This is a genomic window from Streptomyces sp. LZ34 (genome assembly GCF_053890475.1).
In genome coordinates this window covers 2,913,746-2,927,615 of the sequence record NZ_CM132680.1, presented here as the reverse complement: position 1 = coordinate 2,927,615, position 13,870 = coordinate 2,913,746, and the positions used below count along the sequence as shown (strand labels likewise).

General features: G+C 73.2%; 14 protein-coding genes. 11 read left to right on the top strand and 3 right to left on the bottom strand.

From position 1 onward, the window contains the following. The first annotated feature begins 52 nt into the window (after nucleotides 1-52). The 4 genes from ACWY4P_RS10895 to ACWY4P_RS10880 all read left to right on the top strand — a co-directional run bounded on the left by ACWY4P_RS10895 (nucleotide 53) and on the right by ACWY4P_RS10880 (nucleotide 4,704). The gene (locus tag ACWY4P_RS10895; RefSeq protein ID WP_456210180.1) at nucleotides 53-1,420 is read left to right on the top strand and encodes a glutamine synthetase family protein; all 1,368 of its coding nucleotides are present in this window, start codon (nucleotides 53-55) and stop codon (nucleotides 1,418-1,420) included. A gap of 11 nt (nucleotides 1,421-1,431) precedes the next feature. Then, entirely contained in the window at nucleotides 1,432-2,814 is a 1,383-nt protein-coding gene (locus ACWY4P_RS10890; RefSeq protein ID WP_456210178.1) for an aldehyde dehydrogenase family protein, read from the top strand. A gap of 1 nt (nucleotide 2,815) precedes the next feature. Further along, nucleotides 2,816-3,625, top strand: a complete 810-nt coding sequence (locus ACWY4P_RS10885) for a 3-oxoacyl-ACP reductase (protein WP_456210176.1) — start codon at nucleotides 2,816-2,818, stop codon at nucleotides 3,623-3,625. Nucleotides 3,626-3,696: 71 nt separating this feature from the next. Beyond that, nucleotides 3,697-4,704, top strand: coding sequence for a DUF2510 domain-containing protein (locus ACWY4P_RS10880; RefSeq protein ID WP_456210174.1), 1,008 nt, complete (start codon nucleotides 3,697-3,699; stop codon nucleotides 4,702-4,704). 22 nt (nucleotides 4,705-4,726) lie between these two features. On the opposite strand, the gene ACWY4P_RS10875 is transcribed toward ACWY4P_RS10880, so the two are convergent. Beyond that, nucleotides 4,727-5,947: an amino acid deaminase/aldolase gene (locus tag ACWY4P_RS10875; RefSeq protein ID WP_456210172.1), complete on the bottom strand. Its 1,221-nt coding sequence runs from the start codon at nucleotides 5,945-5,947 to the stop codon at nucleotides 4,727-4,729. A 221-nt stretch (nucleotides 5,948-6,168) separates the two neighbouring features. On the opposite strand from ACWY4P_RS10875, the gene ACWY4P_RS10870 reads away from it, so the two are divergent. Continuing rightward, a complete protein-coding gene (locus ACWY4P_RS10870) occupies nucleotides 6,169-7,386 on the top strand; it encodes a hypothetical protein (RefSeq protein WP_456210170.1) in 1,218 nt (405 codons plus the stop codon). 13 nt (nucleotides 7,387-7,399) lie between these two features. Beyond that, a complete protein-coding gene (gene mycP, locus ACWY4P_RS10865; RefSeq protein ID WP_456210168.1) occupies nucleotides 7,400-8,647 on the top strand; it encodes a type VII secretion-associated serine protease mycosin in 1,248 nt (415 codons plus the stop codon). An 82-nt stretch (nucleotides 8,648-8,729) separates the two neighbouring features. Here mycP and ACWY4P_RS10860 read toward each other — a convergent pair whose 3' ends face one another. Further along, complete coding sequence (locus ACWY4P_RS10860) at nucleotides 8,730-9,515, bottom strand: serine hydrolase (RefSeq protein WP_456210166.1); 786 nt, start codon at nucleotides 9,513-9,515, stop codon at nucleotides 8,730-8,732. A 356-nt stretch (nucleotides 9,516-9,871) separates the two neighbouring features. Between ACWY4P_RS10860 and ACWY4P_RS10855 the strand changes: the two genes are divergently transcribed. Further along, entirely contained in the window at nucleotides 9,872-10,606 is a 735-nt protein-coding gene (locus tag ACWY4P_RS10855; protein ID WP_456210164.1) for an SseB family protein, read from the top strand. Nucleotides 10,607-10,751: 145 nt separating this feature from the next. Further along, the gene (locus tag ACWY4P_RS10850) at nucleotides 10,752-11,585 is read left to right on the top strand and encodes an aquaporin (RefSeq protein WP_456210162.1); all 834 of its coding nucleotides are present in this window, start codon (nucleotides 10,752-10,754) and stop codon (nucleotides 11,583-11,585) included. 85 nt (nucleotides 11,586-11,670) lie between these two features. On the opposite strand, the gene ACWY4P_RS10845 is transcribed toward ACWY4P_RS10850, so the two are convergent. Beyond that, nucleotides 11,671-12,039, bottom strand: coding sequence for a DUF1844 domain-containing protein (locus ACWY4P_RS10845; RefSeq protein ID WP_456210160.1), 369 nt, complete (start codon nucleotides 12,037-12,039; stop codon nucleotides 11,671-11,673). A 392-nt stretch (nucleotides 12,040-12,431) separates the two neighbouring features. On the opposite strand from ACWY4P_RS10845, the gene infC reads away from it, so the two are divergent. The 3 genes from infC to rplT all read left to right on the top strand — a co-directional run bounded on the left by infC (nucleotide 12,432) and on the right by rplT (nucleotide 13,848). Next, the gene (infC, locus tag ACWY4P_RS10840; RefSeq protein ID WP_352129359.1) at nucleotides 12,432-13,052 is read left to right on the top strand and encodes a translation initiation factor IF-3; all 621 of its coding nucleotides are present in this window, start codon (nucleotides 12,432-12,434) and stop codon (nucleotides 13,050-13,052) included. A 116-nt stretch (nucleotides 13,053-13,168) separates the two neighbouring features. Further along, on the top strand, nucleotides 13,169-13,363 hold the full coding sequence (rpmI, locus tag ACWY4P_RS10835) for a 50S ribosomal protein L35 (protein WP_456210158.1): 195 nt from the start codon (nucleotides 13,169-13,171) through the stop codon (nucleotides 13,361-13,363). Nucleotides 13,364-13,464: 101 nt separating this feature from the next. After that, on the top strand, nucleotides 13,465-13,848 hold the full coding sequence (gene rplT, locus ACWY4P_RS10830; protein ID WP_014175141.1) for a 50S ribosomal protein L20: 384 nt from the start codon (nucleotides 13,465-13,467) through the stop codon (nucleotides 13,846-13,848). Nucleotides 13,849-13,870: the final 22 nt, after the last annotated feature.

Below are 13,870 nucleotides of genomic sequence, written 5' to 3'. Positions count from 1 at the left end.
GAATACCTTATGGCTGCTGCCGCACCGAGTCGTACCGACAGGAGGCCTCACCGTGGCCGACCGCACGCCCCCGCTCTCCGTCGACGAGTTGACCAGGCTCGTCGACACCGGAGAGATCGACACCGTCGTGCTCGCCTTCACCGACATGCAGGGCAGGCTCCAGGGCAAGCGGTTCGCCGCCCGGTTCTTCCGCGACGAGGTCCTGGAGCACGGCACCGAAGGGTGCAACTACCTCCTCGCCGTCGACGCCGACATGAACACCGTCGACGGCTACGCCATGTCCTCCTGGGAGCGCGGCTACGGCGACTTCGCCATGCATGGTGACACCGCCACCCTGCGCCGCACCCCCTGGAACCCCGGCACCGCGCTCATCACCGCCGACCTGGCCTGGCACGACGGCTCGCCCGTACTCGCCTCCCCGCGCCAGATCCTGCGCCGCCAGCTGGACCGGCTCGCCGAGCGCGGCTGGACCGCGTACGCGGGCACCGAGCTGGAGTTCATGGTCTTCAAGGACACCTACGAGCAGGCGTGGGGCACCGGCTACCGCGGGCTGACCCCCGCCAACCAGTACAACGTCGACTACTCCGTCCTCGGCACCGGCCGCGTCGAGCCCCTGCTGCGCCGCATCCGCAACGAGATGGGCGCGGCCGGGATGACCGTCGAGTCGGCCAAGGGCGAGTGCAACTTCGGCCAGCACGAGATCGCCTTCCGCTACGACGACGCCCTGACCACCTGCGACCAGCACGCCATATACAAGACCGGCGCCAAGGAGATCGCCGCCCAGGAGGGCATGGCGCTGACCTTCATGGCCAAGTACGACGAGCGCGAGGGCAACTCCTGCCATATCCACCTCTCGCTGCGCGACGAGTCGGGGGCGCCCGTGCTCGCCGACGGCGACGGCCCGTACGGCATGTCCAAGACGATGCGCCACTTCCTCGCCGGGCAGCTGGCCGCGATGCGCGACTTCACCCTCCTCTACGCGCCGAACATCAACTCCTACAAGCGCTTCCGCCCCGGCTCCTTCGCGCCCACCGCCGTCGCCTGGGGCCCGGACAACCGCACCTGCGCGCTGCGCGTCATCGGCCACGGCCCCTCCCACCGCCTGGAGAACCGGCTCCCGGGCGGCGACGTCAACCCCTACCTCGCCGTCGCGGGCATGGTCGCGGCCGGGCTGTACGGGGTCGAGGAGGAGCTGGAGCTCCCCGAGGTGTGCACCGGCAACGCCTACAAGGGCGACGCCGAGCACGTCCCGGCCACCCTGCGCGAGGCCGCCGAGCTGTGGCGGACCAGCCCCGTGGCGCGGGCCGCCTTCGGCGAGGAGGTCGTCGACCACTACCTCAACATGGCGCGTGTCGAGCAGGAGGCGTACGACACCGCCGTCACGGACTGGGAGCGCTTCCGGTCCTTCGAGCGCATGTGAGGAACCACCGAGTGAGCAACGAGCACCCGCACGAATACCAGGTACTCAACCCGGCCACCGAAGAGGTCATCGCCACCGTCCCCGCCGCCACCCCCGCCGACGTCGACGCCGCCGTCACCCGGGCCGCCGGGGCCCAGGCCGGCTGGGCGGCCCTGGCGCCCGGCGACCGCGCGCGGCTGCTGCGCCGCTTCGCCGCCGCCGTCGACGACCACCTCGAGGAGCTGGCCCACCTGGAGGTCCGCGAGGCCGGACACCCCCTCGGCAACGCCCGCTGGGAGGCGGGCAACGTCCGCGATCTGCTGGAGTACGCGGCGGGGGGAGTGGAGCGGCTCGCCGGCAGCCAGATTCCCGTGCCGGGCGGGCTGAACGTCACCTTCCAGGAGCCCCTCGGCGTCGTCGCCGTCATCGCGCCGTGGAACTTCCCCATGCCGATCGCCGCCTGGGGCACCGCCCCCGCCCTGGCGGCCGGCAACGCGGTCCTCCTCAAGCCCGCCGAGACCACCCCGCTCACCGCGCTCCGGCTGGCCGAACTCGCCACCGAGGCGGGGCTCCCCGACGGGCTCTTCCAGGTGCTGCCCGGGGCCGGGCCGGTCGCGGGCGAGGCGCTGGTCGAGCACCCACGCGTCGCCAAGGTCGTCTTCACCGGGTCGACGGCCGTCGGCAAGCGGATCATGGCCAAGTGCGCGGCGGGCGTGAAGCGCGTGACCCTCGAACTCGGCGGCAAGAGCCCCAACATCGTCTTCGCCGACGCCGACATCGAGCGGGCCGCGCGCTCCGCCCCCGGCTCGTTCCTGGACAACACCGGCCAGGACTGCTGCGCCCGCAGCCGCATCCTGGTCCAGCGCGGCGTCTACGACCGGTTCATGGAGCTGCTGGAGCCCGCCGTGCGGTCCGTCGTGGTGGGCGACCCGGCCGAGCCCGGCACCGCCATGGGCCCGCTGATCTCCGCCGCGCAGCGCGAGCGCGTACGGTCCTACGTCACCGAGGACGCGCCCGTCGCCATCCGCGGCGAGGCCCCGGCGGGCAAGGGCTTCTGGTACCCGGCCACCGTCCTGGAGGGCACCGGGACCACCCACCGCGCCGCCGTCGAGGAGATCTTCGGGCCGGTCGCCGTGGTCCTGCCCTTCGAGGACGAGGCCGACGCCGTACGGCTGGCCAACGCCACCGACTACGGCCTGTCCGGTTCCATCTGGACCCGCGACGTGGGCCGCGCCGTGCGGGTCTCGCGGGCGGTGGCCGCCGGGAACCTGTCCGTCAACTCGCACAGCAGCGTGCGCTACTGGACCCCGTTCGGGGGCTACAAGCAGTCCGGTCTCGGGCGGGAGCTGGGGCCCGGCGCGCTGGCCGCTTTCACCGAGACCAAGAACGTCTTCATCAGCACCGAGGAGCAGTGACGTGACCGACACCCCGAAGACCCCCGAGGCCCCCGAGGCCCCGGTGTGCCGACGCCTGGTGGGCCGTACGGCCGTCGTCACCGGGGCGGGCAGCGGCATCGGCCTGGCCACCGCGCGCCGCCTGGCCTCCGAGGGCGCACGGGTCGTCTGCGCCGACATCGACGAGACCGCGGGCAAGGCCGCGGCCGACGACGTCGGCGGGCTGTACGTCCGGGTCGACGTCACCGACCCCGAGCAGGTCGAGGCGCTGTTCAAGACCGCGTACGACACCTACGGCTCGGTCGACGTGGCCTTCAACAACGCGGGCATCTCGCCGCCCGACGACGACTCGATCCTCACCACCGGCCTGGACGCCTGGAAGCGGGTGCAGGAGGTCAATCTCACCTCCGTCTATCTGTGCTGCAAGGCCGCGCTTCCCTATATGCGGCGGCAGGGCAAGGGGTCGATCATCAACACGGCCTCCTTCGTGGCCGTCATGGGCGCCGCGACCTCGCAGATCAGCTACACGGCCTCCAAGGGCGGGGTGCTGGCGATGTCGCGCGAGCTGGGTGTGCAGTTCGCCCGCGAGGGCATCCGGGTCAACGCGCTGTGCCCCGGGCCGGTCAACACCCCGCTGCTGAAGGAGTTGTTCGCCAAGGACCCCGAGCGTGCCGCGCGCCGTCTGGTGCACGTCCCGGTGGGGCGCTTCGCCGAGCCGGAGGAGATCGCCGCCGCGGTCGCCTTCCTCGCCAGCGACGACTCCTCGTTCGTCAATGCCGCGGAGTTCCTCGTCGACGGCGGCATCGCGGGTGCGTATGTCACGCCGGTGTGAGCGGCCTGGGGTTGGGACGGGTGGGTGCGGTGTACTGAGTCGACGTGTGCCCATAGGGTGACGGCGTGAGCATGACGACACCCCCGGGCTGGTACCCGGACCCCGGCTACACAGGCCTCGGCCCCGCTCCCGAACGCTGGTGGGACGGGTTCGGCTGGACCGAGCACACCCGCGAGGCCCCGGGACCGACGAGCCAGACGTTCGGCCCGCCCGTGCCCGTGTACTCGCCGGGGGAGGCCGACGCCCCGGCGCGGGGCCGCGGCCCCAAGATCGCGGCGGCCGTCGTGGTGGCGGCCGTCGTGGCCGCCGCCATCGCGGGCGGCGTCGCGCTGCTCAACGACGACGACGGCGGGTCCGGTGACCGGGCCAAGCCCGGGCCGACCGCCACCGCGCCCGGCCCGGACAGCAGCGACGGCGGGAGCAGCGACGGGGGCACCTCCGGTGGCGACGGCGGCTCCTCCGGCAGCGACGGCGGGAGGGGCCCGGGCGGCCCCACCGACACCCCCAGCGCCCCCGAGCCCACCGACGACCCGACCGTTGCCGAGGACGCCCTGAACGGCATCGGCCTGCCGGTCCTGGACGGCTGGCAGGAGGGCCGCAGCAGCGCGGGCGGCGCGGGCGTCACCACCGAGGACCGCTACCCCTGCCCGAACGACCCGAAGAGCAATTGCCTGCGCGGCGGCGTCTTCTCCATGCCGGCCACGGGCTTCAAGGCCAAGTCCGCGGAGGGCATCGCCAAGGAGGACATCAAGCAGTCCGCGGAGAGCTCCTACGGCAAGAACCCGGAGAACGGCAAGCAGTCGTACGGCGGGATCACCTCGCACAAGCAGCTCAAGTCCGAGGCGGTCACGGTCGCCGGGCAGAAGGGCTACCTGGTGCGCTGGAAGGTGATCACGAAGAAGGGCGAGGACGGCTACGTCCAGACCGTCGCCTTCCCATCACCCCTCCTGCACGACAACATGGTTCTGGTGCGCTTCGGGTTCGACGTCAGCGACAAGGCGCCGCCGCTGTCCGACATGGACAAGATCGTCAAGGGCATCAAGGCGCTGGGCGACAACGGGGACGGCGAGTCCGTCTGACCCCGGCCCCGGACATCCGCCGTCACAGGTACGTGCGGCCCTCGCCCCGGTACGTGGGCACCGAGCCCACCACCTGGTCCCCGTCGACCAGGTGCAGCACGTCGAAGCGCTCGCACAGCTCCCCGGCCTTGGCGTGCCGGAACCACACCTTGTCGCCGATCAGCAGATCGTCGGCGGGCGTCCCCAGCAGCGGCGTCTGCACCTCGCCCGGCCCCTCCATCGGGTCGTAGGACAGCCCCCGCGGCAGATACGGCACCGGCAGCCGGTCCCGGCCCGCCACGCCCGACGCCGGGTAGCCGCCGCCGAGCACCGTCACCACGCCCACGCCCGGCCGGCGCACCACCGGCTGGGCGAAGAGGGCCGCCGGACGGCCGCGGAAGGAGGTGTAGTTGTCGAACAGCCGGGGCTGGTAGAGCCCGGACCCGGCGGCGATCTCCGTCACCGCGCCCTCGGCGGCGGTGTGCTGCACGCTGCCCGTGCCGCCCCCGTTCACGAACTCCAGGTCCGCCACCGCCCGTACGGCCCGCACCGCCGCTGCCCTGCGCTCGGCCAGCTCGCGGCGCGCGGCGGACTGCATCAGCCGGATCGCCCGGGACCGCAGCGGGCGCCCGGCCACCGCGTCGCCCACGCCCGCCACATGCCCCTCGTACCCCATCAGCCCGACGACGCGGAACCCCGGGCGGCGCTGGATCGCCGCTGCCAGCTCCGCCAGCCGCGCCGGGTCGCGCAGCGGCGAGCGCAGCGCGCCGATCCGCACCCGGCCGCCCAGCAGCCGCAGCGAGGTGTCCAACTCCAGGCAGACCCGGACCTCTTCGGTCCCGGCGCGCACACTCTCGATCAGGTCGAGCTGGCTCATGTCGTCCACCATCACCGTCACGGCGGCCGCGAGCTTCGGATCGCCGGTCAGCGCGGCGAACCCGTCCCGGTCGGCGGACGGATAGGCGAGCAGGACATCCTCGTACCCCTCGCGGGCCAGCCACAGCGACTCCGCGAGCGTGAAGCTCATGACGCCCGCGAAGCCGTCCTTGGCCAGCGCCCGATCGAGCAGCGCGCGGCACCGCACCGACTTGCTCGCCACCCGGATCGGCTTGCCGTGGGCCCGCCGCACCAGATCCCGGGCGTTGTCGTCGAAGGCCCGCAGATCGACGATCGCCAGCGGTGCCTCGAGATGAGCGGTGGCCCGGTCGTAACGGGCGCGGTCGGCAGACAGATCAGTAGGGAGACCAGCTGGGAGTGCGGACATGGGCGAAGCTTGCCAGACGGCCATTACCACCGGGTAGAGGGCGGCCGGTGCGGATGGCGCCCGGTGCCCCGTAGAGTGTCGCGCACACCACGACCGGCAGGTCAGCGGCGTGATGTCCGCATACGGGCCCACCTGCCTGAAAGGTCGCAAGGCCGCCGGGTGAGGTGGGCGGCCGGCGCGACCAGGTGAACACGTCTTTCGAGGGTGCGAGAGGGGTGCAGGTGAGCACCGAAGCGGAACAGGCACGCACCCCACGCCGCATCCCACCGCCCCGCCCCGCTCACCCTCCGCACCCCGCGCCCGCGCCCCCGCCGGGCTCCCCAGCCGGAGCCGGGCCGCTGGGCGATCCGGACACCCCGATCCTGGGCGTGCCGCTGCGTGCCCCGCGCGCCAACGGGGGCGGGAACACAGGCGGGAACACCACCGCCAACACCAACGGCAACGCAGGCGGAAGCACAGGCGCGGGCAGCGGCACACGCATACCGCGGGCGCGGTCGGCCGCCGGCCCGCCGCGCCCCACGAGCCCCCCGCCGCGCCCCACCGGCCTTCCCCCGCGCCCCACCGCCGCCCCCTCGATCGCCGCGCCCCCGCTCGCCCCCCGGCCCGCCGCCTTCGGCCCCTGGCGCCGCCCCGACCGGTCCACGCTCGACTCCCCGTACGGCGGTGCCACCCCGGACCGCCCGGCCGGCCGCCGTACCCCCGGCAGGGTCGCGGCCGCCGCCGCGAGTCTCGTCCTCGGCCTCGGGCTGCTCGGCGGCGCGGCCGCCGGATCCTGGCTGACCGGCGACTCCGGGTCCCGGCCGGCCGCCGACGACAGCTATGCGCGGGCCCGCAGCGCCTGGCACAGCGTCCCCGTCGACGAACTCTTCCCACGCATCCTGCGCGGGACCGGCCCCGGCGGCGCCGACCGTACCTGGACCCGGATCGCGGTCGCCCCGGACAGCAGCTGCGGTGGCGCCTTCGACCCGCTGCTCGAGAAGGCCCTGGCCCCGGTGGGCTGCAAGCGGCTGCTGCGCGCCACCTACACGGACGCGACCAGCACCGGCGTGACCACCGTCGGCCTGCTGGTGACCAAGGCCGGGTCGGGGGCCATGCGCAAGCTCGGCGAGCGGTTCCAGTCCGAAGGGCTCGGTGAGCGCGCCGACCTGATGCCCCGCCCGTACGCGGCGAAGGGCACCGCAGCCGCCGGTTTCGGCGACGCCCAGCGCGCCAGCTGGCGGATCCGGATCCTGGCCGACGCCCCGGCCGTCGTGTACACCGTGTCCGGCTTCGCCGACGGCCGTAAGGTCACCGACCCGCAACCGGCCGGCGAGGCCACCCGCGGCGGCGCGACGACGGCCCCGGCCCAGGCGGGCCTCGGCCACGACGCGCGCGGCATCGCCGACGAGACAGAGCGCGCCTTCCGCCGCGCCCTGTCCAAGACGGAGGTCCCGCGATGACGGAGGTCCCGCGATGACCCGGTGGCGGCGGCTGCGTCGGGCCGTGGGCGCGGGGCTGGCCGCGGCCGGGCTGGCGCTGCTGCCCGCCGCGCCCGCCCGGGCGGACGGGCTACAGGCACAGGAATGGGCGCTGGACGCCATTCACGCCCCCGCCGCCTGGAAGACGACCAAGGGCGCGGGCGTGACGGTCGCCGTGCTCGACACCGGCGTGGACGACCGGCACCCGGACCTCGCGGGCCGGGTCCTCGAGGGCAAGGACATGATCGGCTTCGGAGCCGGGCGCGGCGACCGCGCCTGGGCCCGGCACGGGACCGCGATGGCCGGGATCATCGCGGGGCACGGACACGGCACCGCCGACAGCGACGGGGTGATGGGCGTGGCCCCCGAGGCGAAGATCCTGCCGGTGCGCGTGATCCTCGAGGAGGCCGACCCGGCGCGCAAGAAGGCCCGTACGCAGCGCGGCGGCGCGCTGGCGAACGGCATCCGCTGGGCGGTCGACCACGGCGCCGACGTGATCAACCTGTCGCTGGGCGACGACAGCAATTCCGCGCACCCGGAGCCCGCCGAGGACGCCGCCGTGCAGTACGCGCTGCGCAAGGGCGTGGTCGTGGTGGCCTCGGCGGGCAACGGCGGCGAGGACGGCGACCGGGCCTCCTACCCGGCCGCGTACCCCGGGGTGATCGCCGTGACCGCCGTGGACCGCTACGGCTCGCGCGCCGCCTTCTCCACCCGCCGCTGGTACGCCGCGGTCTGCGCGCCCGGCGTCGACGTGGTCATCGCCGACCCCGACCGGCGCTACTACGTGGGCTGGGGGACCAGCGCCGCCGCCGCGTTCGCCTCAGGCGCGGCCGCGCTCGTCCGCGCCGCCCACCCCGAGCTGAGCCCCCTACAGATCAAACAGCTGCTCACCGACACCGCCCAGGACCGCCCCACCGGCGGCCGCAGCGACGAACTCGGCGCGGGCCTGGTGGACCCGGCGGCGGCGATCAAGGCGGGGGCGAAACTGAAGCCCCAGGCACAGCGGCCGGCCGTGGGCGCCGCTCCGGGGCGCTACTTCGGCTCGGGCCCGGACCAAGCCCGTACGGACAGCGACGAGGGCGGACCGAACAGCCTGGCGCTCACCGCCGGAGCGGCCGGAGCCGGCCTACTGGCCGCCGCGGTCGCGCTGTGGCGCGGGTCGGGGCCACTGCGTCGGCCGGGGCTCCCCCGGTGGCGGTGGGGGCCCGGCGGCCGGACCGGGCTCGGGCCGCGACGGCACTGAGGGCCCGCCCCTCTTTTGCGGGCTCGGCTCGCCTCCGGGGGCGCGGACGATTTCGTCCAGTTGGTTTCCCGGAGAACCGAGCCTAAAAAGTAGCCACGGCCGCGCGGGCGGCGGTCTCCACGAGTGCGACGCCGCTGTCCTTGTCCTGGTGGCCCTTGGAGACCACGGCCACCAGGTACGTACGGCCCCCCGCCCTGACCCGGCCGATGCTGTTGATGACCCACAGCCCGGTCGCGCTGCGCGGCATCCAGCCGTTCTTGAGCCGGGTGCGCGTCCCGTCGTCGGCGGCGGCCGAGACGCCCCAGGCCTGGTCCGCGGCTATCTGCCCCATGAGCTGCTGGACATACGCGCGGGACGGCTCGCTGAGCACCGCTTCGTGGCCCGGTTCTCCGGCCGCGAAGACCTCCCGCAGCAGCCTCAGCTGATCGGCGGCGGTGGTCTGGGTGAGCCCCCACTCGCCGGACCGGCCACCGTGGGTCTCCGTCAGACCGAGCCGCTGGTTGGCGGCGTCGAGGCCCGCCGCGCCGCCGATCTCCTGCCACAGCGCGGTCGCCGCGTCGTTGTCGCTCTGCTGGATCATCACCGTGGCGTACGAGCGCTCCTGGGCCGTCAGCCGCCGCCCCGCGTCCTGCGCCTGAAGCAGCAGCGCGGCGAGGATGTCCACCTTGACGATGCTCGCGGTGTCGTACGCGTCGCCGCCGTACACCGCGCTCGCCGCCGAGCCGGTGTCCAGGACCGCGGCCGAGAACTGGGCGTCGGTGCCGTCCGACACGGCGTTCAGCGCGTCGGTCAGGGCCGCGGTCAGCGCGGCGGCCGACGGCGGTGCCGACGCCGTCGCCTGCGACTTCTTCCTGTCCACTCGCTCCATGCCGCTCCCACCCCTCCCTCCCCTCCCTCTCCGGGGTCCGCCGCCGCTGGCCGTGGCCGACTGCGAGGCGGCGGCCGAAGCGCCCGCGGCGGTATGACGCGACCGGTCGTGAGCCCGTATGTGTGTGCCGACGGCGACCGCGGCCACCAACAGTGCCAGTGCCGCGGCGGCCGCGTACAGAGCGGGGCGGCGCGTGGCCGGGCGGCGTGCGCCGTGGCGCGCGCCGACGTTGTCTCCGCCCCCGGGAGTGCCGGATTCCATGCCGGGCGACGCTAAGCGGCTGATCTGCTTCCTTGTTAAGAGGCAGGTTAAGAGCCCGTGAGAAAACGCTCCGACCGCCCCGATACCCTCGTCGGGTGGCGCTCAAGAACATCCCCGATCCTGGCTTCTCCGGCGACGACGGCTCCGCCGACCCCCGGCTGACCGCGGCGCTCGCCGCCTGGGCCGACGACCCCTCCGCCGAGCCCGAGGTGCTCGGCGCGCTCACCGGGGCGCGGCTGCTGGTGCCGGTCGTCGCGCTTCTCGGCGAGGTCGAGGAGGGCCCGGGGGGGCTGCGTCAGGAGAAGAGCAGCGACATGGCGGTGCCCACGCTGCAGGCGCCCGGCGGCCGACGCGCCCTGCCCGCCTTCACCTCCCTGGAGACGCTGGCCCGCTGGCGCGCGGACGCCCGGCCGGTGGCCGTACCGCTGCGCCAGGCGCTGGAGGCCGCCGCGCACGAGAAGGCGGACACCGTGGTGCTCGACCTGGCCGGGCCGGTGCCGTACCAGCTGACCGGGCCCGCCCTGATCGCCCTCGCCGAGGGCCGGACCAGCGCCGATCCGCTCGCCGACCCGGCGGTCGCGGCGGCGCTGCGCACCGTGCTGGCCGCCGAGCCCGGGGTGCTCCGCGCCCATCTGACGCCCGCCGCGGACGCGGACGGGATCCTCGCGCTCACCCTGGACCCGGGCGCTCCCGCGCCGGAGACCGTACGGCGGGTCGCGGAGGCCCTGGCCGCGGACGAGACGCTGCGGGCCCGGCTGGTGCGCGGGCTGGACCTGGCGCTGCTGCCGCCCGGGACGCCGGTACCGGGGGAGCCGCTGTTCAGCCGCTGAGCCCTGCGGCTCCATGAAGCCCCGCGCCGCTACGCCCTGAGGCCCTGAGCAGCCCCGCGCCTCCGCGATCTCCGACAGGCGGAATCTCCTGTTTCGTCCCACAATGCAAGGACGACAACTGGCGATCCGATCGAGGAGAACGCCGATGGATACGAGTACGGCGGAGACGAGAACGACGGAGACGAGAACGGTCGTAGCCGAATTCGTCGGAACCGCGCTGCTGGTCTTCTTCGGGGTCGGCTCCCTGGTCCTCGCGGGCGACTACATCAACGCCGTCGGCATCTCGTTCGCCTTCGGCTTCACCTTGATCGCGATCGCCTATGCCTTCGGCCGTATCTCCGGCTGCCACGTCAACCCGGCGATCACCCTGGGTGTGCTGCTGGCCAAGCGCATCGACATCCGTACGGCCGTCGAGTACTGGGTGGCGCAGCTGGCCGGCGGGATCGTGGGCGCGGCCGTGCTCTTCCTGCTGGCCAAGCAGGTGCCGAGGCTGGTGACCAGCGACGCGTTCGGCAGCAACGGCTACGGGGGCAGGTCGCCCGTGGGCATCGGCGGCGGCGGGGCCTTCCTCGCCGAGGTGCTGCTGACGTTCCTGCTGGTCTTCATCTTCCTCATGGTGACCAGCAAGGTCGCGCTGGTCGGCGTGGAGCCGCTGCCGGTGGGCCTGGCCCTCACCGCGGTCAACCTGGTCGGCATTCCGCTGACGTGGACCTCCGTGAACCCGGCGCGCAGCCTGGGCCCGGCGCTGTTCGCGGGCGGCGGGGCACTCTCACAGCTGTGGGTGTTCCTGATCGCGCCGATGATCGGCGGGGTGCTGGCGGCGGGCCTGCACATGCTCACCCAGCCCGGGCACCCGGTCGCCGAGGAGGAGCAGGAGCAGGTGACCGGGGACCGGCCGCACACGCTCTGGGGCAGGCGGCCCGGCGGCAGGGGCCCCGTGACGGGCGAGCCGGAGACCAAGGGGCCGGAAGCCGCGTGAGCGGCACACGTGAGCAGCAAACGTGGGCAGCAAGCGTGGGCAGCAAACCTGAGCGGGAAGGAACCAAAGGGGCCGGAGGGAGCGCTCAGCCCCCGAACACCGGCCCGGTGAACTTCTCGCCCGGCCCCTGCCCCGGCTCGTCCGGCACCACCGACGCCTCGCGGAAGGCCAGCTGGAGCGACTTCAGCCCGTCGCGCAGCGGCGCGGCGTGGAAGGAGCTGATCTCCGTGGCGCTGGCGGTGACCAGACCGGCCAGGGCGTTGATCAGCTTCCGTGCCTCGTCCAGGTCCTTGTGGCGCGGGCCCTCCTCGGCCAGCCCCAGATTGACCGCCGCCGCGCTCATCAGGTGCACCGCGACGGTCGTGATCACCTCGACCGCGGGCACATCCGCGATGTCGCGGGTCATCTGTTCGAAGTCGGGCGTCGGCTGCTGCCCGGCGTTGGCGTCGCTCATGGTGCTCGAGGCTCACTTCCTGCTGGATGGTGCGACCCAGCCTAGGCGGCGCGCCACGGGCCCGTTCCGCGGGGCGAGGGGCGGGCCGGTGAGCATTCCCGGTGTGAGCATTCTCAGCCAGTCCTGGTATCGTGGAAAACGACCGGCCGGTCACTCGTGTGTCCGGCCCGCAAGTGGAGGCTCCGAACTCCCACCTGAACCGACCCCCGGGTCGGCAGGTCATTGGTCAGGCTGCGCCCCGCGGTGACATCGCGGCGGTGCTCCCGGTCTATGAGGAGCCCCGCCTGTGTACCGTCCGGGGCGTTTTTCACGTCACGGCGCGGTGGTCCAACCAAAACAGACGTTACGCGGCAGTCCGCCAGGCGGTCGCGTGGTGCAACCGAGGAGGCCCCATCAGCGCCGAGCCCCGCATCAACGACCGGATTCGCGTCCCCGAGGTGCGACTCGTCGGTCCCAGTGGCGAGCAGGTCGGCATCGTGCCGCTTGCCAAGGCCCTGGAGCTTGCGCAGGAGTACGACCTCGACCTCGTCGAGGTGGCGGCGACCGCTCGTCCGCCGGTCTGCAAGCTCATGGACTACGGAAAGTTCAAGTACGAGTCGGCCATGAAGGCCCGTGAGGCGCGCAAGAACCAGGCGCACACGGTCATCAAGGAGATGAAGCTCCGGCCGAAGATCGACCCGCACGACTATGACACCAAGAAGGGTCACGTCGTCCGGTTCCTCAAGCAGGGCGACAAGGTCAAGATCACGATCATGTTCCGTGGCCGTGAGCAGTCCCGGCCGGAGCTCGGCTACCGGCTGCTGCAGCGGCTGGCCGAGGACGTCCAGGATCTGGGCTTCGTCGAGTCCAACCCGAAGCAGGACGGCCGAAACATGATCATGGTTCTCGGTCCGCACAAGAAGAAGACCGAGGCGATGGCCGAAGCCCGCGAGGCGCAGGCCGCCCGCAAGGCGGAGCGTCAGCAGGGCCACAGCCCCGCGGAGGAGCCCGCCGAGGAGCCCGCCGAGGCGTGATTCGAGGCGCGAGCCTCGCCCCGGGGCTGCGCGCCCCGGACACAAACCGAAACATCCCGATGCTTCCCCCTGCCCGCCGCGGCCGGACGGCGTCCCGACGAGGAGAGAACGGCGACATGCCGAAGAACAAGACGCACAGTGGTGCCAGCAAGCGCTTCAAGCTCACCGGCTCCGGCAAGGTGATGCGCCAGCGCGCCGGTCGCCGCCACTATCTCGAGCACAAGCCGTCCACGTTGACGCGCCGCCTGGCCGGTACGACCGAGATGGCCCCGGCCGACGTCAAGAAGATCAAGAAGCTTCTCGGCAAGTGACGCCCCGCCCCGCTCGGGCGGGGCGCGCGTCGAGCCGACCGGGACCTATTCGTTTCCGGGCCGTGTGAGTCAGCCGCGGCCCCGTACAAGGAGTTAAACAAGTGGCACGCGTCAAGCGGGCAGTCAACGCCCACAAGAAGCGCCGGGCGATCCTCGAGCAGGCCAGCGGCTACCGGGGCCAGCGCTCCCGCCTGTACCGCAAGGCCAAGGAGCAGGTCACCCACTCCCTGGTCTACAACTACAACGACCGCAAGAAGCGCAAGGGCGACTTCCGTCAGCTGTGGATCCAGCGCATCAACGCCGCTGCCCGCGCCAACGGCATCACGTACAACCGCTTCATCCAGGGTCTGAAGGCCGCCAACATCGAGGTGGACCGCAAGATCCTGGCCGACCTGGCGGTCAACGACGCGAACGCCTTCGCCGCGCTGGTCGAGGCGGCCCAGAAGGCGCTGCCGAGCGACGTCAACGCCCCGAAGGCTGCCTGATCGCGGCGCTGAGCCCGACCGG